Annotated in this window: 19 protein-coding genes and 1 tRNA gene; 6 read left to right on the top strand and 14 right to left on the bottom strand. The window is 61.9% G+C overall.

Annotated elements, in window-relative coordinates; all coding sequences use genetic code 11:
• Positions 1 to 19 precede the first annotated feature (19 nt).
• Genes BINDI_RS06940 through BINDI_RS06930 form a run of 3 tightly spaced genes read right to left on the bottom strand, consistent with a single transcriptional unit; the run spans position 20 to position 7,250 of the window.
• On the bottom strand, positions 20 to 4,210 hold the full coding sequence (locus BINDI_RS06940) for a murein biosynthesis integral membrane protein MurJ (protein ID WP_052108984.1): 4,191 nt from the start codon (positions 4,208 to 4,210) through the stop codon (positions 20 to 22).
• A complete protein-coding gene (locus BINDI_RS06935; protein WP_052108986.1) occupies positions 4,207 to 6,537 on the bottom strand; it encodes a DUF6049 family protein in 2,331 nt (776 codons plus the stop codon). Before BINDI_RS06935 ends, BINDI_RS06940 begins: the two co-directional genes overlap by 4 nt.
• Positions 6,534 to 7,250 carry an NUDIX hydrolase gene (locus BINDI_RS06930; protein WP_033491044.1) on the bottom strand — a complete coding sequence of 239 codons (717 nt, stop codon included), beginning with the start codon at positions 7,248 to 7,250 and terminating at the stop codon, positions 6,534 to 6,536. The genes BINDI_RS06935 and BINDI_RS06930 overlap by 4 nt, the downstream gene beginning before the upstream one ends.
• 82 nt (positions 7,251 to 7,332) lie before the next feature.
• Between BINDI_RS06930 and BINDI_RS06925 the strand changes: the two genes are divergently transcribed.
• Positions 7,333 to 8,754, top strand: a complete 1,422-nt coding sequence (locus BINDI_RS06925) for a CCA tRNA nucleotidyltransferase (protein ID WP_033491241.1) — start codon at positions 7,333 to 7,335, stop codon at positions 8,752 to 8,754.
• An 18-nt stretch (positions 8,755 to 8,772) separates the two neighbouring features.
• Here BINDI_RS06925 and BINDI_RS06920 read toward each other — a convergent pair whose 3' ends face one another.
• The 7 genes from BINDI_RS06920 to BINDI_RS06890 all read right to left on the bottom strand — a co-directional run bounded on the left by BINDI_RS06920 (position 8,773) and on the right by BINDI_RS06890 (position 16,483).
• The gene (locus BINDI_RS06920; protein WP_033491045.1) at positions 8,773 to 9,384 is read right to left on the bottom strand and encodes a LytR C-terminal domain-containing protein; all 612 of its coding nucleotides are present in this window, start codon (positions 9,382 to 9,384) and stop codon (positions 8,773 to 8,775) included.
• Positions 9,385 to 9,423: 39 nt separating this feature from the next.
• Positions 9,424 to 10,353 carry a 4-(cytidine 5'-diphospho)-2-C-methyl-D-erythritol kinase gene (locus BINDI_RS06915; RefSeq protein ID WP_033491047.1) on the bottom strand — a complete coding sequence of 310 codons (930 nt, stop codon included), beginning with the start codon at positions 10,351 to 10,353 and terminating at the stop codon, positions 9,424 to 9,426.
• Positions 10,350 to 11,288 carry a 16S rRNA (adenine(1518)-N(6)/adenine(1519)-N(6))-dimethyltransferase RsmA gene (rsmA, locus tag BINDI_RS06910; protein WP_033491049.1) on the bottom strand — a complete coding sequence of 313 codons (939 nt, stop codon included), beginning with the start codon at positions 11,286 to 11,288 and terminating at the stop codon, positions 10,350 to 10,352. Before rsmA ends, BINDI_RS06915 begins: the two co-directional genes overlap by 4 nt.
• Positions 11,288 to 12,727 carry a resuscitation-promoting factor gene (locus tag BINDI_RS06905; RefSeq protein WP_033491051.1) on the bottom strand — a complete coding sequence of 480 codons (1,440 nt, stop codon included), beginning with the start codon at positions 12,725 to 12,727 and terminating at the stop codon, positions 11,288 to 11,290. Before BINDI_RS06905 ends, rsmA begins: the two co-directional genes overlap by 1 nt.
• A 409-nt stretch (positions 12,728 to 13,136) precedes the next feature.
• Positions 13,137 to 13,210: transfer RNA gene (locus BINDI_RS06900), tRNA-Thr, on the bottom strand.
• A gap of 148 nt (positions 13,211 to 13,358) precedes the next feature.
• Positions 13,359 to 14,297, bottom strand: coding sequence for a DsbA family protein (locus BINDI_RS06895; protein ID WP_033491053.1), 939 nt, complete (start codon positions 14,295 to 14,297; stop codon positions 13,359 to 13,361).
• A gap of 65 nt (positions 14,298 to 14,362) precedes the next feature.
• Positions 14,363 to 16,483: a serine/threonine-protein kinase gene (locus BINDI_RS06890; protein ID WP_033491242.1), complete on the bottom strand. Its 2,121-nt coding sequence runs from the start codon at positions 16,481 to 16,483 to the stop codon at positions 14,363 to 14,365.
• Between the two features lie 251 nt (positions 16,484 to 16,734).
• Between BINDI_RS06890 and BINDI_RS06885 the strand changes: the two genes are divergently transcribed.
• From BINDI_RS06885 to BINDI_RS06875, 3 genes are all read left to right on the top strand, one after another.
• Positions 16,735 to 17,133 carry a carboxymuconolactone decarboxylase family protein gene (locus BINDI_RS06885; protein ID WP_033491055.1) on the top strand — a complete coding sequence of 133 codons (399 nt, stop codon included), beginning with the start codon at positions 16,735 to 16,737 and terminating at the stop codon, positions 17,131 to 17,133.
• A gap of 332 nt (positions 17,134 to 17,465) precedes the next feature.
• Positions 17,466 to 18,593: an ABC transporter ATP-binding protein gene (locus tag BINDI_RS06880; protein WP_033491057.1), complete on the top strand. Its 1,128-nt coding sequence runs from the start codon at positions 17,466 to 17,468 to the stop codon at positions 18,591 to 18,593.
• Between the two features lie 200 nt (positions 18,594 to 18,793).
• Positions 18,794 to 20,275 (top strand): DUF4032 domain-containing protein, encoded by a 1,482-nt coding sequence (locus BINDI_RS06875; protein WP_081830888.1) that lies wholly within the window; start codon positions 18,794 to 18,796, stop codon positions 20,273 to 20,275.
• 78 nt (positions 20,276 to 20,353) lie between these two features.
• Here BINDI_RS06875 and rlmB read toward each other — a convergent pair whose 3' ends face one another.
• Together rlmB and dcd are read right to left on the bottom strand one after the other, a co-directional pair.
• Positions 20,354 to 21,337: a 23S rRNA (guanosine(2251)-2'-O)-methyltransferase RlmB gene (gene rlmB, locus BINDI_RS06870; protein WP_033491245.1), complete on the bottom strand. Its 984-nt coding sequence runs from the start codon at positions 21,335 to 21,337 to the stop codon at positions 20,354 to 20,356.
• Positions 21,338 to 21,556: 219 nt separating this feature from the next.
• On the bottom strand, positions 21,557 to 22,138 hold the full coding sequence (dcd, locus tag BINDI_RS06865; RefSeq protein ID WP_033491059.1) for a dCTP deaminase: 582 nt from the start codon (positions 22,136 to 22,138) through the stop codon (positions 21,557 to 21,559).
• Positions 22,139 to 22,681: 543 nt separating this feature from the next.
• Between dcd and BINDI_RS07535 the strand changes: the two genes are divergently transcribed.
• Complete coding sequence (locus BINDI_RS07535; protein WP_158332609.1) at positions 22,682 to 22,840, top strand: hypothetical protein; 159 nt, start codon at positions 22,682 to 22,684, stop codon at positions 22,838 to 22,840.
• Between the two features lie 34 nt (positions 22,841 to 22,874).
• On the opposite strand, the gene BINDI_RS06860 is transcribed toward BINDI_RS07535, so the two are convergent.
• The gene (locus BINDI_RS06860) at positions 22,875 to 24,299 is read right to left on the bottom strand and encodes an MFS transporter (RefSeq protein WP_033491062.1); all 1,425 of its coding nucleotides are present in this window, start codon (positions 24,297 to 24,299) and stop codon (positions 22,875 to 22,877) included.
• Positions 24,300 to 24,310: 11 nt separating this feature from the next.
• Positions 24,311 to 25,303 carry a nucleoside hydrolase gene (locus BINDI_RS06855; protein ID WP_033491064.1) on the bottom strand — a complete coding sequence of 331 codons (993 nt, stop codon included), beginning with the start codon at positions 25,301 to 25,303 and terminating at the stop codon, positions 24,311 to 24,313.
• A gap of 318 nt (positions 25,304 to 25,621) precedes the next feature.
• Between BINDI_RS06855 and fbaA the strand changes: the two genes are divergently transcribed.
• Positions 25,622 to 26,683: a class II fructose-bisphosphate aldolase gene (gene fbaA / locus BINDI_RS06850; protein ID WP_033491066.1), complete on the top strand. Its 1,062-nt coding sequence runs from the start codon at positions 25,622 to 25,624 to the stop codon at positions 26,681 to 26,683.
• The last annotated feature ends 91 nt before the right edge of the window (positions 26,684 to 26,774 follow it).

Raw genomic sequence — 26,774 nt, 5'->3', positions numbered from 1 at the left:
AGCCCAATCACTCACCAATTCAGTACACAGAGACGGATGAGAAGTGCAGGGTGTTTCCGGGCATTCCGTCCATGGGCACCCAGATGACCAGATCCTGGGTTTTGACCGGTGCCTTCAGGGTCACGTGGGTGGTTCCTGAAGGGTCGAAGCTGAAGTCTGCCAGAGGCTGGCCCTGGTTGGGCTGGGTGGCCGTGGAGTTGGCGAAGATCTGTGCATGCCCGCCGCTCTGGCGAACCTTGATATCCAGGCGGGATACCTCCTGGGGTTCAGTCAGGTGCATGTACCACCCGAAGCCCTGCTTGCCGGCTGGCTGGTTCAGGAAGGTCTCGTGTTCCACCTGATAGGGGGTGGTGTTTACGGACGCGCGGGGCGCAGGGACCTTACCGACCTTCCTGTCTGCTTTGCGGGCGGACTTTCCGGCATGGTGGTCGGCCTGTTTTCCATCCTTGTCGCTCGTTGCCGTCCTGGCCTGGTCACCGGTATCGCTTTGTTCCTCCGAGTCCTCATCGTCCGAGGATTGGCCAGGGAAGGGAACGTTCGACATGACCGGCCATCCGCCATCTTCGGTGGACTCGTGGGTGCGTCGTCCGATAACCGTGGACATGGCCCAGACCAAGGCCACCACAACAACCAGGACGGCCACGGTGATGACGACCGACCGGGTGGTGAAGTGCCCGAAGAGGCGGGTATCGGCCATGTCCCCGTCTTCAAGACCATCCTCCTGCTCGTCCTCCCCGTCGACTCCGTAGGTGAAGGGTGCGGGGGTGGAGTGGGCCTCAGGGGTGAAGCTGGGGGGCAGTGGCTCCATGGCGGTGGCATCGGGGCTGGAAACGGCCCTGGTTTCGGTCAGGGCAGCCCGGCCATCAAGGTTCTTATCCGAACCTGTTCCCAGCGTCGAAACAGCCGAGGCCCTACGGGCACTGTCTGCTGTATCGCCGGCCTCCCGAGGCTGGAGGGCCTGTCCTGTTTGCTCGTCGGATTTCTCATCGGGCTTGTGGAAGTCCCACTCGGAGAAGCCTTGCTTGATTGAGGTTTCCGAGGTGGTGCCGGTGCCCAGGATGCCCCCATTATTCTGGTTAAACGCAATAACCGGCATTCTGCCTGTCACGGCATTGGAATCCTCCAGGCTGCGGGGGGAGGCGGCGGTTCTCAGGCTGCTTACATCCAACGGGATGGTGGATTGGGTGCGGCCTGTGCCGGCATCCCTCCGTTGCCGTTCGTCGAAGAGGGAGAAGAGGTCGCTGCTGGTATCCTCCGGATTGATTATCTCAATCTCGCTACGACCGGGGAAGAGCAACTGGTTGGTGCCCCAATGCGGCTCATCCTGGCTCAGGATACGGGTGGCGGGTATATCGGAGACTGTCAGCTCCTGGGGGAGAGGGAGCACGTAGGCTGAATCGGTCCTGCGAAGGGAGACCGTCTCGACCGAGGCCCGCCCGTCCATATCAGGCCAGATAAGGTCGCTATCGGTCAGCTCCTCCGGCGGTACCCAGGGGCTGAGCAGGGCAGACAACTCGGCCAATGTGACCAAGGGGATGGGTCGCATACCCTTGACCCGGCTGAGGCCCAGACCGCGTTCGCAGACAATTCTGAACTCCTCGGGGGTATCTTCAGGCAGGGAACCGAGGCCGCGCTCGTCGTCTGCATGACCGGAGTGACCGGTCAGCATGTCGTAGAGGACGGTGGACAGTTCCCGGATCAGACGCTCCTCATCGGTCAGTCCCTGCTCGTGCTTGGTCCTGGGAGGTGTGATCAGGGGGCCGATCGGGGCGTCCGCAAGCACGACCGAAGACCTGGAGAGTCTGATGGTCCTGGTGGATACGGTGTAGTCGGTCAGCCCGACTCTGCCCAGGATTCGCATTGCCTCGGTGGCCTCGCCCAGGATGGTCCGCATGGCCTTGTAGCTCAGGGTCTCGGCCGCCGGACCCTGCATATAGTCCTGCAGGGCCAAGCCGGCATCCGGAGCGGTGACGATCAGGGAGACCCCGTCCCGGGTATGAAGTTGATAGACCGGGGTGAAGTGTCTGTCCTTCCTCAGGGCCAGCCCCGAGGTTGTGGTGTTGATCAGGTCGGTGGAGGAGGAGTCGTTGACGATGAAGAGTTGGCAGTCCCTGTCCAGTACCTTGTCACGGGCCCGCCAGGCACTCATACCGGCAGCTCGGCGCAGGAGGGTGGTCAAGGTGTATCTGCCGAGAACGGTATCTCCGATATGCGGTTTCATGGCTTCAGGACTCTCGCGAAGGTTGGAGCGCTGCTCCCGAGGGGCGGCGCCACGGTTGACGGGTGGAGCACCCCCGGGATTGTTTGCCCGCAACACCGGAATCCTCTTTTGGGTGGTGCCTACAGGAACAATCCTAACGGGTTCCTTCTCATTTGACGGTTCCTTGGAGCCGCCTGTCGCGGTTTCTTCATCTGATGGGAAGGGCTGTTCTTCGAAGTTCTCCAGAGCGGCGTCGAGCCCGACCTCGGCGGAGTCGGGTGAGGAGGAGTGGACCACCCTCACCGACTTGTCGGCAAGGCGGGAGGGTTTCTCAGCCAGGTCGTCAAGACTCTGGACCGGGTGGGTGAGGGACCTGCCCAGCTTGGCGAGCAGAGAGTTCAGGAGCTGGGTGAACTCGGTGGTTCTCAGGGCTATGAGGACCACCGAATAGACGATGCCCACCACCAGGGTGATGATGACGCAGATCAGAACGGCCTGAATCCAACTCATGTGCCCCTGCCGCCCCTGGACCCAGGCTCCGACCATGTGGGTGACGGGAGTCTTGAGGAAGATGGCTGCACCCAGGGCCAGGAGGGCGGCCAGGAGGGCCTTGGCGTAGGTGGTCAGGATACGTCGACCATCCAGGTACCCGTTGAAGGGCTTCCGCAGCATCCTTGCCAGGACCGGGAAGCTGAGGATGTTGCTCAGGGCCAGGGTCGCGCCCACCAGGGCCGCCCAATAGCGGGGAGGTGAGAAGCGAATGGCCACAAGGACCAGGACGACCTGGATCAGGTTGGAGACAGCCGCGAAGATGAAGGGGTGGCGGCCATCCTCGAAGGCGTAGAAGGTGCGCTGGATGAGCAGGAAGGCACTCATGGCCACCAGCCCCAGAGAAAGGCCCAACAGGGGACCCGAGATGAGCACGGCCTCATGGATGCCGACCGAGGGGAGGAGGGCCCGGGTGATTGGCACGGGTATGGCCAGCATGACCGTACTGAAGAAGAACATCATCAGTCCGACGTTGCGCAGGGCTCGGCTGAGTTCCTCTCTGGCGTCATCAATCCGCCCGTCCGACACCGACTTGGACAGGCGGGGGAAGATGGCCGTGCTGACGGAGACGGCTATCAGGGAGTAGGGCAGGATGAAGAGGGTGTAGGCGTTCTGGTAGGACCCGTTGCCGGCTATGTCGAAGGGGTTTCCCTCCAGGGGGGCGCCGTTGGTGATTCGGGCATTGACCACATTGGCCAGCTGGTCGATGACGACCACCCCCAGGCTCCAGGCCGCCACCGACCCCATGGAGCGCAGGCCCATACCCCGAAGACCCCATCGGGGCCGATACCGGAAGCCACACTTTACCAGGGGGAGGAAGAGGATCACGGCCTGGAAGGCCACCCCCAGGCTCCAGGCACCGGCGGTCAGCGCGACCTTGCCGTTGTCCCAGAAGGTGACCGGCTGCCTCTGCGCATTGCCGAAGAGTTTGATGAAGGCCATGAAGCCCAGGCAACTGATCAAATTGGCACCGACCGAGCTCCAGGCGTAGGCCGTGAAGCGGCCCTTGGCTGCCAGGATCTGCCCCAGGACCGTATAGAGGCCGTAGAAGAAGACCTGGGGCATGCACCAGAGGGTAAAGGAGTTCGCCAAGGCCCGCTGTGCCGGGTTCCACTTGGAGTTCAGATAAACCGAGGTCAGGGCCGGCGTCGCCAGCATCAGAATCAGGGTAAGCCCGGCCAGGAGGACCATGGAGACCGTAATCAGCTTGTTGAGACGGTCGGTGGCGTCCTTTTCCTTCAATGTCCGGACGATTTGAGGTACCAGAACAGCGTTGAAAATGCCTCCGGAAATCAGTGTGAACATGACCTGGGGAATCATCGCCCCGGTCTGGTAGGCGTCGGCTGCGATACCGGTGGTCCCGATGGCCGCGGCCAGGAGGATGGTGCGAATCTGCCCGGTGACCCGGGAGGCCGCAGTACCTGAGGCCATGATGACTGAATTACGGCCCACAGAGCTCATTCGTCTGCATCCTTCTTGCGGTGGAACTGACGCCAGAGTCCGCACAGGCCCAGCAGAACGGCGATTACCACGATGATAAGGCCGCTCATGTCGCTCAGGCGGAGGTTGCTGGTGATATGTGCCTGCCTGGTCTGGCCAAAGGGCTTGCCGTCACGGTCGATCAGGGAGATATCGACATTCGCCTGACCTGCCGTCGCCACCCTGACCTTGAAGGTGACCTGGGCCTCGGAGCGGGCCGGGATGATGGTATCGGCCGTGCGGGAGGTGACGATCTCCATGGAGTCGGTCTTGGCGCTGACCCTGGCATAGACCGGATAGGGGTGGCTGTTGCTGATTGTCACCGGCATCGAGGCGGTTTCGCTCACGACGGTCAAAGACTCGCTGGGGGTGATGCTGATTCCGTCCAGGAGCTGGTTCGATATGGCCCGAGCCTGGTCGGCCAGGCCTGGTGCGGACCGGATACCAGCCATGGCATGCAAGGCCAGGCAATCGTGGGCATTGGTGATCCGCTCCAACCAGTTGGCGGGGTCCTTGGACTGACGGGCGGTGGTATCCGCATCCTGTCGTGCCAGGGCCTGGCTGTCGGACTTGCCGGTCGTGGCACTGGCGGTGGGGTGTGAGGAGGAGGGGTCGGCCAGGATGGCTTTCGAGAAGCGGGTGATGTCGTTGCGACTGTTCGTCAGCGAATCCAGGGTACCGGCGATGTCGGAGTCCAGCTTCTTGCTTGACTCGCGGTTCTCCTGAAGTCGGGAGGCACCGAGACTGTAGTCGTCGGCCTTGTCCAGGGTTTCCAAGGAGCCTAGGGATATCCAGGGGGCGTGTTCCAGCCCGGCCATGATCTGGTCAACCTGCTGGGAGTTCTGGCTGGTTTCGAAGCAGACCATCAGGTCGCGCTGATCGTAGGGCTGCTCCATCTGGTAAAAGGCGCTCTGAGCCATGAACCTGGCAACCTGTCCGGCCTGGGTCCGTTCTCCGGAGGCCTTGGTGGAGGTCGGATTCCCCTGGGCCAGATTGCTCAGTTCCCGCTGGGCCGTGAGGACCGTTACCTGTCCGGCCTGGGTGTCGACCGTGAACTTGCCGGTGTGGGCCGAGGCCCCTGCTCCAGCCTCGAACCCTCGGGGGGCTACGACATGGGTGTATCCGGCCTTGCGGGCCTCGGTGACGGATTCGATGGACCACTCCTGCCTTCCCTGCCAGGCGTAGGCATGGTCTGTTGCCATCTTGCCCTGATCCGGGTGGGTCCTGGCATAGAGGTCCGCTCCGGTCTTGGCGCTCCATGAATCCGGGGAGATGCCGGCCTTGAGGTATCGTCCGGCATCCTGCCCGGCATAGGTGCTGATGTCGAAGTCGGCGGGCTGGATGAGGCCGTTGATCTTCGGGTTTCCGTCGATGGCCGTCAGGTAGGTCGGGTCAGCCAGGACCTGCAGGGTGGGGTGCCTGTTCAGCAGCTGTCGCTGGGTTTCCTGGGTCTTGGTCGCCTGGCGGCTGAGGGTGATTACCTTTCCCTCGTTGGTTCGGATGGAGGACTGGTCCTGTTGGTCCTGGGTCCTGGTCGCCGAGGGGGAGGGGGAAGATCCGTTGCCTCTGTCGGCCTCCTTTTGGGCGTCCTCAGCCACGGCCTCGTCGGTCTGCGTCATCAGGGCCTGCATGTTCTTGTCCTCCACCGTCCACTCCGAGGTGGTCAAGGGGAGGACCATGGTCATCGACATGGCGGGGGTTCCTGAGTTGGGCAGGCCATCCCAGGTCCTGGTGAGGAAGGTCCAGGTCTCTGCAAGAATTCGATTGTCCTTGCCGGTCAGTGAAAGGCGTACGGGCTTGGGACCCCAGGTCACCATTTTCCTGAGGCCCCCCGCGTCGGCAGGCACGGTAACGGTGACTTCGGCGCTTTGCCCGGGCTTGACGGAGTCCAGATCCCTGCTGTCCAGATTGTCTGGTGTTGGTATGCGTGTCTTCCCCTCGGACCAGGACTGCATGTCCGTGCGTGAGCTGAACGAGTAGAGGGCGTTGGTCCCGACCGTAAAGGTGGAGTCGCGCAGCTCCTGGCTCTCCAGGTTGGTCACGGTCGCCTTGAGGGTGTACCCGGACTTGTCGGTGACCACCGGGGTGGCTGATTTGAGGCTGATTTGGGCCTGATGCCCGTGGTCGTCGCCAGGGACGGCCATGGCGGATGGCAGGAACGTGCCCGGGGTCGCCCCCAGGATCAGGGCCAGGGTCAGGAGGAGTGTTCCCAGGATTGTGATCCAGGACGTTGCCCGCGCAGCCGATTCTTGACGGGCACGGGTTGACTGGGGGGTGCGCCGCCCAGGGCGCAGTGGGCTCTCGGTCATATCTGCTTCTTGTACTTCCTCGCGTACAGCCAGGCTATCTTCCGCTCATTGGGGTAACTCAGCACCGAGGCCAGATCCGAGAAGTCCACCCAGATGGCATCCTCAGCCTCGTGGTCCGGGTCGCCCTCAACACTCAGGGTTCCGCCAATCATCTGCAGGACGAAATGATGCACCAGCTTGTGGACCCGCTGGTTGGTTCCGGTGAACCAATAGTCTATCGTGGCGATCGAATCGGTCACCTGCCCCAGGATTCCCGTCTCTTCCTGGACCTCACGGACGGCCGTCTCCTCGGGCGTCTCCCCTTTTTCGATATGCCCCTTGGGTAGGCACCATTCCAGGTGTCCCGACCGAGAATGGCGGGCGATGATGGCCACCCGCTCCTGGTGGTCGAAAATCAGGCCTCCTGCCGAGTACTCCCTGACCACGGGGAGTTCCTGGGCATCCAGGGACGCGAAGGTGGCCGGCTTGCCTGCGTTCTTGTGGCGGGGCATCAGGGCGGGGGTCGGTGTGCCGTCGGCGGCTTCCTCCTGTTCCAGGGGTTGCCGGGCGAGGTGGCCATCGCGTAGCAGGGGGTCCAGGGACTCACCCACCGAATACAGGAGGGGCGATCTCGGACCGGTCTCCCGGGGGGCATCCTTCGATCTGGAGGCATGACTGTCCGCAGGGTCGGCGCTTTGCGAGAGCATGCGCGCAAGGTCTGCGGGCGTAATCATAATTCCACTTTACGTAGGTTAATGTGCAGGTGGGGTAACGGTAAGCTAGTAGGCGCATGAACTCTATATGGAAAGGGTGAGCGTGGATTTCCAAGTCTGGCCCGAGGCTATCGAACTCGGACAACTGTTTGCCGATCAAGGATTTGAACTGTCGCTGGTGGGGGGTCCCGTCCGTGACCTGCTCCTGCATCGGCCATCGCACGACCTGGATTTCTGCACTTCGGCCCGGCCCGAGGAGTTTGAACCGATTCTGCACAAGTGGGGCTCCGGATTCTGGGACATGGGCCGCAAGTTCGGCACCTTGGGAGCCGTGCGCCGCCGCCCGGATGGAACGGAAATCAAGGTCGAGGTGACCACCTATCGCAGGGACACCTACGATCCGGACTCGCGCAAGCCTGACGTGGATTATGGCGACAGTCTGGAGGGGGACCTCTCCCGAAGGGATTTCACGGTCAATGCCATGGCCCTTCGGGTGCCGGACCTGGTTTTCGTCGACCCCTATCGGGGTGCCAATGATCTGGCCAAGCAGGTGCTGCGTACCCCTGTGGATCCCGAACAGTCCTTTGAAGATGATCCGTTGAGGATGATGCGGGCCGTTCGTTTCGTGGCTCAGCTGGGTTTCACCATCGCCCCTGAGACGGCCGAGGCCATAACCCGGATGACCGACCGAATCAGTATCGTCTCGGCCGAGAGGGTCCGCGACGAGTTGACCAAACTCATGCTCAGTGCCCATCCCACCAAGGGAATCGAGGCCCTGGTCGAATCAGGTCTGGCCGATATCGTCCTGCCCGAGATTCCCGCCCTGGAACTGGAGCTTGATGAGCATCATCGCCATAAGGACGTTTTTGAGCACACCCTGATGGTGGTGGATCGGGCCATCGCCCTGGAGACCGGCCCGGACGGACCTGTGCCGGCCCCTGACCTGACCCTGCGCCTGGCGGCTCTCCTGCACGACATAGGCAAGCCCAAGACCAGACGTTTCGAATCCGGTGGGAAGGTGAGTTTCCACCACCATGATGCAGTCGGTGCCCGAATGGCCCGTACCAGGTTGAAGGCCCTGCGCTTCGACCACCACATCATCGATGACGTCTGCGACCTGATTGGCATGCATCTGCGCTTCCACGGGTACGTGGACGAGCGGTGGACCGATGCTGCCGTCCGGCGCTATGCCAAGGAGACAGGACCGCTCTTCGAGCGGCTGAACCGCCTGACCAGGGCCGATGCGACCACCAGGAACAAACGCAAGTCCCAGATATTCTCGGCCGCCATGGACGAGTTGGAGGAGCGGGTGCGCCAGCTGCGCAAGCAGGAGGATCTGGATGCCATCCGACCCGACCTGGATGGCGGGCAGATCATGGAGATACTGGACCTTCAACCCGGACCGATGGTGGGCAAGGCCTACCGGCACATGCTGGACTACCGCCTGGATATGGGGCCGGTCGATCAGGACCAGGCCGTGGAGGAGTTGAAGAGCTGGTGGGCCCGGGAGGGAGCCGAGGACTAGGCCCTGGGGGAATCCCGATCAGGCCTTGGGCGCCTCGGGCAGGTCTTTCATGCTTGCCGGATCGGCCACACACCCCTTGATGCCTTCGATGTCCTTGCCGACCGTGGAGGATTTGTCTTCATCGTTCAGGTCGTTGAAGGTTGCTCCGATGACCACATCGACCAGGTCATCACTCCGGTCGTCCATGATCATGATGGCATCGTTGAACTGGGTCGCGACCGTATAGCCACGGTCGATGCCCTGGATGCCGAAACGGATTTCGGTGCGTGCCGTCTCCGTCTTGTTGGGGTAGTCGCCGACCCCCTGCATGTTGAAACCGCGATTACGCAGGGCAGCTGCCACGGCCGTGCCCAGGCCGGATTTACTGGTTCCGTTGAGGACCCTGATACGGATATCGGGGTGGTTGACCAGCTTGGAATCCTGGGGGGGACAGGGCAGACTGACCCCATAGTTGGGCTTGACGACCTTGCTTTCCTTGGTGGAGCGACCCACGGTACCGAAGATGACCAGACTGGCGACAATCATGATGACCACCAGGGCGCAGACCGCGATGGTGAATACCATCTTCTGCCTGCGCCTCACGAACTGTCGGCGAGCCTCACGTTCATCGAGTGGTTCGGGATTCGTCATGGTCCACCTTCCGCAAATTACCTGGTCAACACTCTACCTTCAATGGGTGACGCTCACCGGTCTCACGACGGGTGCGACCGGTGAGTCGGCTTCGATGATCCAGTCCACGGCGCCTTCCCGCTCCCAGATCGCTTTCAGGGTCGCTGCCCTGTCCCCTTCGGGAACCATGGCGACCACTGAGGGTCCTGACCCGGAGATGAAGGCGGGGCCGGCTCCGAATCCGCGGGCCAGGTCAAGGGCAAGACCTGAGCGAGGATGGAGGGTGCAGGCGGCCAGCTCCAGGTCGTTGAGGTCGTTGTGGCCCGACCCAACCTCGTCGAAAGTCCGGTAGACACGGGCCGTGCTGAGTTCCTTCTCGTAGGCACCGATCAGCATATGCCCGGTCAGCCCGGTCTCGGTCAGTCGGGCGACTTCGGTGCTGTGAGTATCCAGGGGAGTCAGTTTCTGGCCGAAGTCGGCCCCCTTGCAGATGCCGCCATGCAGGCAGAAGGGAAGATCGGCACCCAGGTCCGCGGCGATTGGTTCCAGGCTGGTCATAGGGAGACCGAGTCCCCAGAGCTTGTTCAGGCCCAGCAGGGTACCGGCGGCATCGGTCGATCCTCCGGCCAGGCCCGCACCGACCGGTATGCGCTTGGTGATGTGGATGGAGACGTCAGGCTGGTGACCGGTGGTTCCGGCCAGGGCCAGAAGGGCCTTGACGGCCAGGTTGGCTTTGGGGTCGGCATGGCCGTCGGCCAGATCGCCCAGGTGGTCCCCCTCCAAGGTCAGCGCGAAGCCGGAGCCCGGTTCCCGCAAGGTCAGGTCGACCCGGTCATGGAGGCTGATGGCGCTGTAGATCGTATCCAGTTGGTGGCGGCTACCCCACTCATCACGACTGGGCCCGACTTTCAGCCTCAGGTTTATCTTGGCCGGGCAGTCCAGGCTTATGCTTCTGCCGGTTGGTTGTCCGGCTTCTTCCGGTTGTGTCATTCCTCCGTCTCCCGGCAGGCCCGGGCCAGGGCGGCGAACTCTTCCACGCGCATGGTCTCGCCGCGCCGCGTGGGGTCTATGCCGGCCTCGGTGAAAGCCTCGGGGGGTACCAACCCCTTCAAGGCCGCATGGAGGGTCTTGCGCCGTTGCCCGAAGGCGGCATCCACCAGGGCAAAGACTTCTTTTCGCTGGGACTCCACGGCTTCCGGCGAGGTGGACGGCGCGGTTGCACGGGTGAAGGAGACCAGGGCCGAGTCCACGTTCGGTGCTGGCCAGAAGACATTACGCCCGATTCGGCCTGCGGATTCGGCCCGTCCGTACCAGGCCAGCTTCAGACTGGGGGCCCCGTAGACCTTGGACCCGGGGGAGGCGACCAGGCGATCGGCCACTTCTTTCTGCACCATGACCAGGAAGCGATTCAGGTTGGGGAAGCGCTCCAGCAGGGTCAGGATGATAGGTGTGGCCACGTTGTAGGGGAGGTTGGCCACCAGGGTCAGGCTCCCTGCTGCCGCCAGGTCGGCTTGGCTGTCCGCGGACAGTGTCAGGGCATCCCTGTTGATGACCGTGAGGCGGTCTTGGGCATCGGGCATGAAGTCGGCGATCGTTTCGGGCAGACGGGTGGCCAGAGCGGGATCGATCTCGACGGCCGTTACCTTGTTGCCGGCTTCCAGGAGGCCGAGAGTCAGGGAGCCCAGCCCCGGTCCGACCTCCAGAACCGGGTCATTGGCGCCCACCTCGGCCAGACGGACGATTCGGCGCACGGTTCCGGGGTCGATGACGAAATTCTGCCCTAGTCGCTTGGTGGGGTGGATCCCGGCCAGGTCGGCTATGCGGCGGATATCCGCAGCTCCGAGGAGGTGTCCGGTCTCGGCCTGGTCCGTATCGGTGGTGTGGGTGATCTGGTCGCCCTGTGCATCTGGGGTGGGCAGGGGCATCAGTACCATCCGGTCTGTTCCGAGTGCCGCCAGGCCCCGCTGGGGTTGCCGTACCTGCCGGCGATATAGCTCAGGCCCCAATCAATCTGAATGGCTGCGTCATCACGCCAGGCGGCACCAGCCGATGCCATCTTGCTGCCAGGTAGGGATTGGGGTATTCCATAGGCGCCCGAGTACTGATTCTCCGCGTACCAGAGCCATCGCGATTCCCTGTTCCAGAGTTTGACCAGGTCATCGAACTGGCTTCCGACCCATCCCCTCTGTGCTGCGGCTCCCGCTGCGTAGGTCATGGCCGCTTCCGGAGAGGCGTGCCAGAGTCCGCTACTTGGTGTCGGTGGCGTTGGTGGTGTCGGTGGTGTCGGGGTGGGAGGGGCCGGGGGCCGGACTGGCTCGGGTGGTTGTGCGGGTTGCGGATTCTGGGTCGGCTGTGCGGGTTCGGTCGGTCTGGAGGTCTGGGGAGGGGTGGTGGGCTGGGTCGGCTTATCCTGGTCGGAGTCCTGCTTCGACTCGTTCTTTTCCTGGTTCTTATCCTTGTTCTTGCCCTTGTCCCCATCATCCGTCTTGCCTTGGTCCGGTTTGGTCTCCTGCTTGTCCGGACCGATGGCCACCACCTGGTCGATGGGCATGCTGACGGTCTCTTCCTTGACTACGCTCTCGGATTCCGCCTCTCCATCCACATAGGTGACCTGTATGGTCTCCTGCTTCTCTCCGTCGACGCCCTGTTGGCGAATCTCAATCTGCCCCGGGGCCAGATTAGGGTCAATCACCGTCCGGATCCCAAAGGCCAGGGGGGTGCTTCTGACGGTCTCTCCATGGGTGACGCGTCGTACCCGCAGGACCGTGGTGTCCTGGTCCTTTTCGACCGAGACGCGATCCTCCTTGCCCAGGACTATCCCCTTGGAATCCAGGATGGAAGCCGCTGGCAGCTTGCCGTTTGGGGCCACGGAGCTCTTCCCGTCGGCAATGACCGTCACAGGCCCTTCCTGGTTGATGACCAGACCGCCGGTCAGCTGGTTGTAAACGTTCTTCACGTCCACGGTGACCTTCATGGCGTTGCGTTGGTTGGCCTCGAAGAAGCCAAGGAGCTGGTTGACGCTGGTGGCCGTGGTCCAGAAGGCAACCTGCTGCCCCTGGATGTTGATTGTGGTCTGGTATGCGGAACGGACGGTAACCACATCGTGGTTGCGAAGCTGTCCGCCAGAGGTCGAATCGACCAGGTCGTGGGTCTTGACCTTGACCCCGGCCTGTTTCAGGAGTCCGTCCACGCTATAGGCATAGGTATTGATGGTGCGCGTCTGCCCATTGACGCTCAGGGATACGCTCTTGTGGGACGTGAGGCCGAAGGTGATGGTCATTGCCACGACGGTCAGGATGGCGCACAGAGCCACGCGTACCCGTCTCTGTACGATGAACCGCCGCGGTGTCCAGCGTCTGGCCATCCCGTCTCCCTCCGAACCTGAAGTCGTCTGGTGTACCCTCCCGTGAATCTTAGCGGGTGACGGCTCGGTCCCGGCTGTGGGGGCGACAAGAGCCAGATAAATGTACACATTTGATGGGACCTGAGATAGCAGAAGAGCCCGGTCGGCCATCGTGGTCGACCGGGCTCTTCCGGGTCGCGCGGTTTTGCTCGCGGACCTAACGAGGAGAGGACGGGAATGAAGGGGAATGATCCCGTCCCCCAATACGGAGCGGAGATGGTTGGGGAATGACTCCGGTCCGTACCTTCGAAGGCTGAGCCTTCGAAATGACTTACTCGAGGGAAGCTCTGTAGTTATCTTTAAATATCCTATCGCAACCTATAGAAAATTGAACCTCTTGCGGGGAATCAACGCAATTCCGTTACGAATGAGCCTCCTGTCAGATTCGAACTGACGACCTGCCGCTTACAAGGCGGCTGCTCTGGCCAACTGAGCTAAGGAGGCGGTCCTGTTCCGACAGACACAGGTCTCAATACAGTGGATTATCCTAACACCATCCATGCACTGCCGGGAACGCTCTCTTTGCGCGAACACACATCCTGCATGGGATTGAGAGAGCGAGCCGGCGTTCCGTGCGTATGCGCGAGGGGTGTTACAAGGCCAGTGGGCTGCCCTTGGGGCCGATTGAAGGCAGGACATCATCCTGGCCAACCTGCTCGGGGTCGAGGCCTATGGCCTTGAGGAGCCCGGCCTTGTAGTCCAGTCCGGACGTGGAGAGTTGCCCCAGGTCCCAGAAGGTTCCGTTGATGCGGACGGTCGGTGTGGACATCTGTCCCTTGTTGTGCCCCGAGGTATTCCACAGTTCCTTACGGGTCGGGGTGTACTTGTCCAAAGCACTCAGCCACGCCCTGTACTCGCCCTTGAGGGAACGGTCTGCCATCTCTGGGCTGATGCCGGCCTTGATGGCCTGCTGGCGGATCTGCTTGTCGCTGACCGGCTTGTAGTTCTCCTCGTCGGGCTGGAAGTCCTTGTCGTAAAGACTGGCCATGAAGGGCAGGAAGTGATCCGGATCGTTCTGCGCAATGTAGACCGCGGCGGAACCTGCACGGGATGAGTACTCGTCGGTGGTGAGTCGGTCCATGAACGACATGGGGTAGATGACCAGGTTGATCTGCCCGGCCTTCACCATGGCGGTCAGGGTGGAGTCCAATCCGCGATGAAGGGCACCGCAGCCCGGGCACATGAAGTCCATGTAGATCTCCACCGTGGGGGCCTGCTCAACCGACTTGTCCACTCCGGCCTTGCTGATCAGTATGCCGCCCTTGTCGTTGGCGACCGAGGGCTTCACCTTGACCTTCTGGACGGTCTCGTAGGCGTTTTCCACCTTGACCGGCTTGTGGCTGTTCCAATAGAGGAATCCGCCCAGGGCAATCAGGGCCACCACCACGATGGTGACGATAAGTCCGATCAGGGTCTGCTGTTTGCGTTCCCGGGCGGCCTCCTGCTGGCGAGCCTCCTCCTCGGCCCGGAGCCTGGCCTTGCGGTTCTGCTGCTGCCTGGCCTGGGTGGACTGGCGGCTGGACTTGGACATGTCACGGGTCCTTTCATTTGAATACTGAGCAAAGTCTAATCGCGGTCCATGAGGTCGAGGACGGATTACGAGTGAAGAATGGGTATAGGTGACCAGTCTATGGAAGGATGCAGGGCGACCAGGGTCAGGACGGCGGCCAGGACGAGCACCCAGACCAGGACCATGGTCCAGGCCCGGCGATGGCCCTTGGGCTTGGATGAGGCGGATTCGGTCTCCGATTGGTCCTGCATGGCCTGTGGGTCGGTGCTTGGATTGACCGCCTGGTCAACGGCCCCCAGGGGAAGCCAACCTGCACCAAGGCGGACCATGTAGGCCCATCCGGCCGCCTTCTTGGCATCCGGTCCGGCCTCCCCGACCAGCACGGTGGAGAGCCAACCCACCATGGTTGCCAGCCCCATGGTCAATCCCACCAGGGAGAGGGGGGCTCCTGCCGGAAGAGGGAAGCGCAGGAGGTGCCCGCCCAGGTTTATATACCCCGAAACCGTTGTCTGTCCGCCAAGCCAGGTGGCCAGTGCGCCGATTACCAAGACCACCAGGGCCAGGATGAGGATGCGGGGGAGGCTGAGCAGAAGGGCCTTGAGCAGGTGCCAGGGCAGGGCGGCCGCATTCAGGGCCCGGTCATGCCCCCTGCGTTGGCCTCCCCGCTTCAGCTCCCGATTGATCTGGCCCTGCAGACTCAGGCCGGCGGTACCCAGGAACCACATCAGCATCCACGCCAGGACCAGGGCGGAAATGGGGGCCACCAGAGCCATGAGGGCCGGAATGAAACCGATGATGACCAGTACCGCTGTGCCGGCATGGAGATAACGGGTCTGTCGGATCAGGGCTGGAGGCTCCTGAGCCGGGGGCTGATCGCCCAGCCAATGACCGGTGTCCTCCGGGGGGAGGGGGCTGGCGGCCGGCAGGGGCGGACCCTGGTCGCTCGTGGCCTGGGCGTCCTCCATATCGGACTGCGGTTGGCGGTCGTCCCATACCCCCTGGGGGAAGGCGTGGGTCTGCAGCATCTGGGTTCCGCCCAACCGGGTGGTTTCCTCGGGGTCGTCACGGCTGAGCGCATCCAGGGTGGCGGTGGCTTCATCGGCAGAGGACCAGGCCATACGGGGATTGCCCTGGGCTGGAATCACGGACGTTCCTGCTTCCAGGGTTCGGGTTTCGGGCTCCACCACCTGTGTGGCAGGTTCCACCACCTGGGTCGGTTCTTCCTGTCCCGAGTCATCCTTTGAAGAGCTTGCGCCAAAAGGGCGCACCCCCTCCTTCCGAGTGCCTTGATCCTGGGCCGGCTGATGTGTTGTGTTGTCTCCTGTGGCAATTCCGGAGCCCCCAGCGCCGGGGTCCATGGCATCCCTGGTGATGGCGCCCAGGAGGTCTTCGGGGCTGCAACGGGAATCGCGGTCAGGGGAGAGGGCCGCCCTGAAGGCCTTCATGGTGTCGAGGGGCAATCCGGACAGGTCGGCATTGCCCGAGGCCTCCCGCTCCAGGACCGCCATCATGGGTTTGCTGCCGAACACGGGCTTGCCGGTGGCGGCGAAGGCCAGGACCGCCGCTGTGCTCCACCAGTCCGTACCCTGGTCGGATTCGGCCCCGTCGATGATTTCAGGGGCGATGAATCCCGGGGTTCCCATGACCAGCCCCGTTCGGGTAACGTGGCTCTCCCCCTGGCCCATGGCGATGCCGAAGTCGACCAGGACCGGCCCCGAGGCCGAGATCATCACGTTGGTGGGCTTGATGTCACGGTGGACGATGCCCGCCCGGTGGACAGCCCTGACCGCATCGATCATCTTGCTGGTCAGCCGTTCGAGGTCATCGCCCGTATAGGGACCATTGGCCGCCACATCATCCCGGAGGTTCCGCCCCTCAATCAGCTCGGTCACGATGAATGCCAGGGCATCATCGAGCTCCATATCGACTATCTGGCAGACCCCGGGATGGTTAATTCGTTTCAGGGACAGGGCCTCGCGGCGCAGGCGCTCGCGGGCGGAGGCTCGGTCGCGGGCTTCGGGACTGTCGGGCCGGTCCTGGTCATCCTCCGTCAGGGACTCCCGCAGGATCTTCATGGCGTAGTCCTGGCCCCCGTCATCCCTGGCACGCCAGACGGACCCCATGGCACCGCCGCCAAGGGGTTCAATCAGGGTGTAGCCCCCAACCAGCCGACCCGGTTCCAGATTCAGCCCTTCAAGATCACTCATATCTCCATTGTGCCCCGACTTGGTGAAAATGACCTGATTCCGGGTTCCGTCGTTTTGTTCCCTCGTGGTGTGCTGCTCCCCGCGTCGGGATGCCATCCCCTGGCGTACGAACTCGATGTCCGGTGAAGACGGCCCATGAAGGGACGGGCGGTCAGGAGCACGGAGAGGGGGGCGAATCAACCTCTGTAAATAGTCGCTGATACAATATTCTCGAAGGGGAAATGCTCACTGACGTAAGGAAAAGGAAGTTCATGGAAGCTTCGCGTTTTGAACAAGGATCACAGGCCCTGGCAGCCATCGATGGCAAAGGAGGTCAGGATGTCATCGACTCCCTGCAGGATATAGCGCCCGACCTGGGTCGTTGGATTGTCGAATTCGCCTTTGGCGACATATACACCAGGGAGGGGCTCAGCCTGCAGCAGCGGGAGCTGGTCACCATAGGCAGCCTGGTCACACAGGGAGATACGGCCCCGCAGCTGGCTGTTCACATCCAGGGTGCCCTGAATGTTGGGCTGAGCAAGGAGTCCGTCATCGAAGCCATCCTCCAGTGCGTGCCCTACGTGGGCTTCCCGAGGGTCATCAATGCCATCAATGTGGCACGGAAGGTCTTTGCAAGTGCCGATGAGGAATCCACCGAGTCCAAGGCCTGAGTAGGAACGACCACTTCGCACTTGCCTGAGTCGCACCGGCTTGGCAATCCCGCGAGCGCAAATCCCCCAGTCGCTGTGATGCAACAGTGGCTGGGGGATTTGAATAGTCCGGCGCCAAGGCCGATGAAAGCTGGCAAAAATGGGTGCGAACCGAGATCGATCCTTGGTGTATAGTGATAAGTGGCTCGAGGGAGAGTTTCTCTTAACCGACAAATAAAAACCGTTGTGCGACACGGCCGAAGTTGGCTTGGTCTCAAGACGGAAACCACAGTGAAAAATCAACCCTTCACTACGGATCGTTCGGCACGTACCTGCCGATGAAAGGATGAACAATGGCAGAAGTGGTATTTGACCACGTCACTCGTATCTACCCGGGCAATGATGAGCCCTCGGTGAGTGACCTCAGTCTTGATATCAAGGACGGCGAGTTCCTGGTCCTGGTTGGCCCCTCCGGTTGCGGCAAGTCCACAACCCTGCGCATGCTGGCCGGCCTGGAGGAAGTCAACAAGGGGCGCATCCTCATCGGTGACACGGATGTCACGACCATGCAGCCCAAGGACCGTGACATCGCCATGGTCTTCCAGAACTACGCCCTCTACCCCCACATGACCGTTGCCGACAACATGGGCTTCGCCCTGAAGATTGCCGGGACGCCCAAGGACGAGATTCGCCAGCGGGTCGAGAAGGCGGCTGAGGTCCTCGACCTCACCGAGTACCTGGATCGCAAGCCCAAGGCACTGTCCGGTGGTCAGCGCCAGCGTGTGGCCATGGGTCGTGCAATCGTGCGCCAGCCCAAGGTCTTCCTGATGGATGAGCCTCTTTCCAACCTGGACGCCAAGCTCCGTGTGCAGACCCGTACGCAGATTGCCGCCTTGCAGCGTCAGCTGAACGTCACCACCCTGTACGTGACCCACGATCAGACCGAGGCCCTCACCATGGGCGACAGGATTGCTGTCATCAAGCTGGGCATCCTGCAGCAGGTCGGTGCTCCCACCGAGCTTTATGACCGCCCCGAGAACGTCTTCGTGGCCGGCTTCATCGGCTCTCCTTCGATGAACATCAACATCCACCCGGTCGTCAATGGTCAGGCCAAGATTGGTGAGGATACCGTCAGCCTGCCCCGCGAGGCTGTCGACAAGCTGACTCCCGAGGACGAGGGCAAGATCGTCGTGGGCTTCCGCCCCGAGGATGCCTCCCTGGCCGGCCCCTCCGAACCTGACGCCTTCTCCCTGAAGGTCGCCAATGTCGAGGATCTGGGTTCCGACGGATACATCTACGGCAACATTCTGACCGACGACAGTGCAGCCGAGCAGGCTACCGTTATGTCCGACCAGAACAAGCTGACTACAATCCGCGTCAGCCCGCGTGCCCTGCCGAAGGTCGGCGATGTGGTGAAGATCCATATCGATCCTGCGAAGATGCACCTCTTCTCTCCGGCCACCGAGCTGCGTCTGAACTGATTGCACCGGGATTCGTGCGGTCGGGTCCAAAGGATCGGATTCGTCCGCACGGTCCCTTTTCCTCTTCCCTTTCCTATTGGTCGGGTGACCAGGAGCCCTGTGCGACAGGTTCGCGCGGGGCTCTTCCCGTGTGGGAGGGGCGACGATTAGATTGGTGAAGCATGACCAGTGTGAATATCAACCGGGCCACCGCAGCCTCCATGGATCCCAGGGCCGTCCAGGCCACATCCATACAGGTGCCGGATTCCTCCCAGCCTGAACGGGAACCCGCCGCCCTGCACATCACCGCCTCAAGTTCCAATCCGAAGATGTTCACCCTCCCCTGGGAGGATCCACTGGCGACCTGGCCCCAGGAGCTTCTGGCCAATCTGCCCCGCGGCATCTCCAGGCACGTCGTCCGCTTCGTCCATGTGGGCGATGACGTATATGCCATGAAGGAGATAACCCAGCGGGTGGCCGAACGGGAGTATGAGCTGCTCCGTAAGCTCCAGAAGCTGGAGCTGCCCACGGTCAATCCGATTGCCGTGGTCACCGGGCGGCATACCCGGGATGGGCAGCCCTTGGAGGCCATGCTGGTCACACAGCATCTGAAGTTCTCCCTGCCCTACCGTGCACTCTTTGCGCGCAACCTCCGCCCCGATACGGCCGAACGTCTGATTGATGCCCTGGCGGTCCTCCTGGTCAGGTTGCATCTGGGTGGTTTCTATTGGGGTGACGTATCCCTATCCAACGTGCTTTTCTTGCGTGACGCAGATGCCTTCTCGGCCTTCCTGGTCGATGCCGAGACCGGTGACCTCCATGCCAGCCTGACCGATGGTCAACGCGAGTACGATATCGACCTGGCCAGGACCAATATCATCGGCGAACTGATGGATCTCCACTCGGGCAATCTCCTCTCCGGTGATGTGGACGAGGTGGATGTGGGCAACCGTCTGGTCGACCGCTACCACTCCCTGTGGAGTGCCCTGACCGACGTCGACAGCTTTGACCCTGACGAGATGTGGAAGATCGAACGCAGGGTCAACAAGCTCAACGACCTGGGCTTCGATGTGGATGAGCTTGAAATGAAGACCGAGGAGGACGGGAACCGTGTACTGGTGCGACCCAGGGTGGTCGATGCCGGGTACGCCTCCCGCAAGCTTCTGCGTCTGACCGGCCTGGATGTCCAGGAGAATCAGGCTCGTCGCCTCCTGAACGATCTGGATGCCTATCGGGCTTCGACCTGGCGGCAGGGCGAAGATCTGGAGATTGTGGCCACCGATTGGATGCGCGAGGTCTTCGAGCCCACCGTTCGGATGATACCGTCCGAGTACCGCAGCCAGATTGAGCCGGCCCAGTTCTTCCATGAGGTTCTGACCCATCGTTGGCGCCTGGCGGAAAAGGCCGGGCATGATGTACCCATGGCCGAGGCCGTACAGAGCTACATCAAGGAGTCCCTGCCTGAATACAGGTTGGACTCGGAAGACATGAAGACCATCAACGAAGAAGCCGACTCCGGTGTCGTGGATGATGAGATGCACTGGAAGCAGCGCGGAGACGGTGGGAGGGGTGAAGCCGTCGGAAGTGATGAAGGCCGGAGCGACCCAGTCAATCCGGTCTTCGGGGGCGGACTCACCCCGGGAAGTCTGGAGGCCGCCGCTGACCAGGATGATCAGGATGCCGCGGTCTGGGCTTCCAGCTGATGAATCAGATCTGATGACAATTCAGCCGACCACGGGGTTGAACGCCCGTGGTCGGCTGAATTGTTCTGACGGCCCTGCCTACTCGACGGACTTGCGGCGGGCCGTGGAGACGGCATAGAGGCTGATACCGGCCGCCACTGAGGCGTTGAGGGACTCGACCGAGCTGGAGATGGGGATGGAGGCCAGGGCATCACAGCTTTCACTGACCAGGCGGCTCAGCCCCTTGCCTTCGGAACCCAGAACCACGATCAGGGGGTCGGTTTCAAAGCCGGTCTCACCGACGATTGCCTGGCCTTCGCCTGCCAGACCAACGGCATAGTAGCCGCGCTCCTTGAGTCCCTGGATGGCCTTGGTCAGATTGACCACCCTGGCCACGGGCATATGGGCTGCCGCCCCGGCCGATACCTTCCAGGCGGCTGCGGTGACCGAGGCGCTGCGCCGTTCGGGCAGGATGACACCTGAAGCCCCGAAGGCGGCGGCAGATCGGATTACGGCTCCCAGGTTCTGGGGGTCTGTCACACCGTCCAGGGCGATGAAGAGCGGACGGGCGTTGACCCTTGCGGCTCCGCTGGCCTTGCTCAGGGCGGAGGCGTGCTTCTCGGCCCTGTCCACCAGCTCCTGCAGGGAGGAGTACTGGTAGGGCTGTACCTTGAGGACCACACCCTGGTGGTTGCTGGACCGGGCGATTCGGTTCATTTCAAGGCGGTCGGCCTCAAGGAGGTTCAGGCCCTCCTGCCCGGCCAGGCGGACGATCTCCCGGGTTCGGTCGTCGTGCTCCATGCGCGCAGCCAGGTAGAGCTGGCTGGCCGGTACCCCTACACGCAGGGCCTCAAGTACGGCATTCCGGCCGATGACCAGGTCATCGGAATCCGAGGTGAATCGGTCGGCACGACGCCGCGCTGCCAGGCGAGGGTCTGCGGCCTGTCGGCGCTGGGCCGCCTGCTTGGCCTTGTATGCCTTGTGATATACACGATCCTCGGCCTTGGGGGTGGGCCCCTTGCCTCGAAGCTTGTTGCGGTGCTTGCCGCCCGAACCCTTGGTCGGGCCTTTCTTCATAGCCATGTTCTCCATATTAGGGGCAGGCTGGAACCTGCCGGTCCCGTGCAGAGTCTCAACCCAGGGCAGGGCCTCAGGGGTGCAGTGGTCACTTGCGCATCCTGAAGGCGAGTGTATGCTCCTCTGCATGCATACGCCTTCAAGTGGGTTTGAAATCAAACGAGTGAGTCGCGAAAACGGGGAATCCGCCCCGCCCCTGGCACCTGGGAGGGTCAGGGGCGGGAATCAGCTGGAGACGTCGGCCTTGTAGAAGTCGACATAGGAACGTGAGGGGGTGGGGCCCCGCTGGCCCTGGTAGTGGGAGCCATTGTGCTTTGATCCGTAGGGGAATTCGCTGCCAGAAGTGAGCTCGAAGAAGCACATCTGTCCGATTTTCATCCCCGGCCACAGTTTCACCGGCAGGTTGCTGACGTTCGACAGCTCCAAGGTGATATGCCCCTCGAAGCCGGGATCGATGAAGCCGGCCGTGGAATGGGTGAGGATGCCGAGACGCCCCAGCGAACTCTTGCCTTCCAGACGGGCGGCCAGGGTGGAGTCAATTTTTATGTACTCCCAGGTTGAGCCCAGTATGAACTCACCAGGGTGGAGAATCCAGGGATCGCCCTGGCGCACTTCGAACTGCTCGGTCAGTGCACCCTGGTCTTCGGCCGGATCCACATAGGTGTACTCGTGATTGTTGAAGACGCGGAAGTACTTATCGAGACGAACATCAATACTGGCAGGCTGGACCATTTGCGGTGTCCATGGGTCCAGGGCGAGGTGCCCTTCATCATGGGCTTTCAATATGTCACGGTCGCTGAGCAGCATGTGCCTGTTCTCCTTTTGCAATTCACTCTTAAGCCGATGCCTCTACAATACTGAGATGTTGCGAGATGCGTGAGCATGAGTCATGTATCAGTCTACAGTGCCGGGAGTTGGGTCTGATTCCTGGGGCGCTTTGGCGGTAACCTGCGTACTGCATGCCGGGGCTCGGTAGGCCCTGATTCCGGGTTGTCAGCACTTTTTCAGGTAATCCCATCGTCTTCCCAAGGTCTCCGGTGTTTACTGTAATTGTCGGCAGTTAGTACCGCCGATCGGATGTCATTACGACATTTGCATAACTGATTTCCCTTTCTTCTCTCTGACCCGGCGGACCCAACTCCCGCCGGGTTCTCTCTTATATGCGGTCTGTCGTTCTAGCTGGGAAGTTCCATCCTGCCGGTCATGCCCGTTTCCTGTCGGACACGGGTCGTTGCCCCAATCCCTGCCTGCTCGTGGCGCGTTCGTTTTCCTCATGTCGGAAGGTATGAAAAAGGCCCCGTCCGTTATGGCAATGACGGGGCCTTTCAAAGGGGGAGGGGAGTGGCGGTTATGTCTCCGGCGGCTGAGGGAAGAGGGGGATATTACGATGCCGAAGGCATACCCACCGATGCTTCCTCCCCGGTATACATGGCCAACCCCACGACAGGGGTTAGTGGGCGGTATTGGGGTACCGCCCACGTCCTGGTCGTGGCGCTGACCAAATCCTGATATTGGTGTTCGTGGGAAGTCTTGTTGTTCTTGGTTACTGGTTCTTGGGGGCCTTGGAAGACATGTTCCGATGGAAGATCAGAACAATGACCAGGGCCAGGGCCGCTGTCAGGCCCATTACCCAGAACATGTTGGCCGCCTGGGCCGGAGCGCCGGGCTCAACGCCAAGGAAGCCGCGTGAACCGAAGCTCTGGTTGGACATCAGCCCGCTGTATACGGCCATACCGATGGAGGCAGAGGTGTTCATCATCAGGTCGCCGATGCCGATTCCGCGTCCGTTCTGGTCCACCGGCAGGGTGGCCGAGAAGGAGTCGTAGAGCGGGGTGTACGACATGGTGATACCTGCGATGAAGACGCATGCCAGGGCGGTCAGGGTCCAGAAACCGGAGGAGATGAAGATGGCCGAGCCGATGCTGCCCACAATCATCAGTGCCGCCGAGAGGACCAGCATGGGGAGCCTGCCGATGGTCGAGAGAATCGAGCCGGACACGCAACCCACCAGGGTGGCCACCAGGTAGACGATGGTCAGGCAGATCGAGACCTGCTTCAGTGAGATCTGGTAGATCTGGTCACCGATCACGTTGTAGATCGGCACGCAGGCGAAGTTGAAGAAGTAGAAGACGAAGAGGGCCAGGAGCACCGACATGTAGGCCCCGTTGGTCACGAACTTCCGGCTCAGGAAGGGGTTGCTGCCCTTCCAGACATAGACCGCGAAGACGGCGATCAGGATGGCCAGCACAGCCAGCATCCAGGCGGCCGGGAAGGAGAAGTAGATGGCCACGAACCCGGCGATCAAGGCGAAGAGGGCGATGCCGAACGCGTCGATCCGCTCCCCCTTGACGCTGGTGTCGGGGGTGTTCTTCAGGACCTGGGGAATGAGCAGGACGGAGATCAGGGGGACCAGGAAGAGGTACTTCCAGTCGATGGAGGTGATCAGGCCACCTGCGAAGATGCCCACGGCCGATGAGGCGTAGTAGACGGCGTTGAAGACACCCAGATAGAAGGCGCGCTCCTTGTCGCTCAGGTACTTCATGGCCATGACCAGGAAGACCGAACCTGCCACCTGGCCGCCTGCGGTCTGGATCATGCGGGCCAGGACAACGGCCCAGAAGTTAGAGGCGCCAAAGAAGCCCAGGAGGCTGCCGATAATAAGGGCGCCGACCCCGAAGAGGGTCATCTTCCGGGGGGAGATGTAATCGCAGAGCGTCCCGTAGAGCATGCAGACCACACCCAGGACGATGCCGGGCAGGGTGCTGATGAGGGAGGCATTCGCGGACATTCCCAGGGAATCGCCTACGTTCTGGAAGACCAGGTTGAAGGCCTGGATCATCAAGGTGCCCAGGAGGAAGATGGTCAGGAGGGCAGGCAGGGCACGCTTGGTCCTGGCCCTGTTCTCATCGGCTTCGGTGTTTTCCGCGATTGCTGCGGTGGAGTTCGAAGTCTCGGCTGTTTCGCTCATCGTTTCCCTTTTCATCGTTCGGTCGTCTGGCCGGTTGCCAAGGACATCAGCCGTTCCATGAACTGGCTGGTGAAACGCTCGGCATCCACCGAGAGGGCCACCTTGGTGTTCTTGGTCTTGTCTGTGAGGCGGTTGGGGTCGCCGATGGTCCGGGCCCGCTGCGGTCCCTCGGTCTCCACCATCAGGTTGGTGGCGAAGGTAGTGACCAGGCTGGGGTCGATGGCGACGGCCGCGGCAAGAGGATCATGCAGGTTGCACCCGCCGAGGAAGACCCCCTCTTCCTGCTCGGTGATGTTGATGTAGTAGTCGGTCATGTCGGCCAGGAACCGCCCGATTGCGGTGCCTGTACCGCGCAGGGATTCGGTGTCTTCGCGGCTCATCTGCACCTGGGTGGTCACGTCCAGCCCGACCATGGTGATGTCGGCCGTGGTGGCGAAGACCTTGTTGGCGGCCTCGGGGTCCTGGTTGATGTTGGCCTCGGCGAAGGGTCCTACGTTGCCGGGCTGGGTCAGGCTGCCGCCCATCAGGACGATTCTGATCTTATCGACGATGTCGGGGGCTTTTTCCAGAGCGGCGGCGATGGTGGTCAGGGCGCCGGTGGGAACGATGGCCAGCTCCTCCTTGGGGTAACGCCGGACCGATTCGATGATGAAGTCGACGGAGCTCTCCTCCTGGGCCTTCCGGTCGGAGTGTGCCGGGATTTCGATGTTGCCGGTTCCATTGGCGCCGTGGAAGATTTCGGAATCGGCGGGCACGGAGAAGGAATCCGTGGTGCTGGGGTGGTCTATACCCTTGAAAACGGGGATGTCGTCGCGCCCGTACATGGCCAGTAGGTTCAGGTCGTTGGCTACGCCCTGCTCGACGACCACGTTGCCGTAGGTGCCGGTGATGCCGATCAGCTCGGCCTCTGGCGATGCCAGCACATAAGAGAGTGCCAAGGTGTCGTCGATACCCGTATCAAGGTCCAGGATGATTTTCCTGGGCGTCTCTTTGGTTGCTGCCACGGTTGCTTCCTTCCGAGGCGGGCGGACCCAAGTCGTCCCCCCGCTTGTCCTCATTGCTCGACTTTCCTGGCTTGGCTTCCGTATGGTTCGCGCTAATAACCGCAAAAGGTATAACGTTTCACCAAAACTGCTTGTTGATAAACTACTAGGGGTCGAAACTCTTGTCAATCTCGGGGCCTGTACGTTCGCCCAAAGGAATGAATCGTAACGCTTCCGGGCAGGTGAGGGCGGTTTGGCAACGGGGCCGGGAAAAACGCTCTTCATCATGCCGTCTGGTCGACGAGGTTTGAAGTTCCGGGATACTGGGATAATGCAACCATGACTCTTGCAACCCCCGAACGGTATGCGCAGATGCTGGATGCGGCCAGAAGCGGTTCCTACGCCTATCCGGCCATCAACGTGACCAGTACCCAGACCCTCAATGCTGCCTTGGAGGGGTTTGCCGAGGCGGAGTCGGATGGCATCATCCAGGTTTCGGTCGGCGGCGCGTCCTACCTGTCGGGGCGAAACCTTGCCGATCGGGTGGTCGGCTCGATTGCCTTTGCCAGATTCGCCAAGGAGGTGATCGACCAGTACCCCGGCATCACCGTGGCGCTTCACACCGATCACTGTGCCCCTCAATACCTGGACGAGTGGGTCCGTCCCCTCCTCGCCTACGAAAAGGACCAGGTGGCTCGCGGTCAGGATCCGCTCTTCCAGTCGCATATGTGGGACGGTTCATCCTTGCCCCTGGGGCAGAACCTGAACATCGCCAAGGAGCTGTTGGAGGACTCCCGGGCCGCCCATACGATTCTGGAAATAGAGGTGGGTACCGTCGGTGGTGAGGAGGACGGTCACTCTGCTGCGATTGATGAGCGTCTCTATTCCTCTCCTGACGACGGGCTGAGAGTGGTCGACGAGTTGGGGCTGGGTGAGCGGGGTCGGTACATGGTGGCCTTCACCTTCGGCAATGTGCATGGGGCCTACAAGCCTGGCGTGGTCAAGCTCCGACCCGACCTGTTGGGAGAGATCCAGAACCGAACCGCCCGTGCCGTCGGTGCCGGTCGGGTCCCTTCTCCGGGCCCCGGGGTTCCCGGTGACAAGCCCTTCCTTCTGGTCTTCCACGGTGGTTCCGGGTCCGAGCCTGCTGACATCGCCAGGGCTGTCTCCTATGGAGTGGTCAAGATGAATATCGACACCGATACCCAGTACGCCTTCACCAGGGCCATCGCCGGGCATATGTTTGCCAACTACGACAAGGTCCTCAAGATCGATGGTGAGGTCGGTGCCAAGAACGAGTACGACCCCCGGTCCTGGGGCCGGGAGGGTGAAGACCGCATGGCGGCCCGCGTGGTCGAGGCCTGTCGGAGGCTGGGCAGCGCCGGCCGTGCCCTGAAGTAGTCGAGAGGGTTCCCTGCAAACACTCGGATGATGTGGGCCGGAGAGAGTTGGCTCACGGATGATGCCCGCTTGGCAGAGTAGGAACCCCCGT

Source organism: Bifidobacterium [indicum] DSM 20214 = LMG 11587 (genome assembly GCF_000706765.1).
Classification (GTDB): Bacteria; Actinomycetota; Actinomycetes; order Actinomycetales; family Bifidobacteriaceae; genus Bombiscardovia; species Bombiscardovia coryneformis.
The sequence above is the reverse complement of the archived record's forward strand: the minus strand, read 5'-3'. Positions and strand labels throughout refer to the sequence as shown.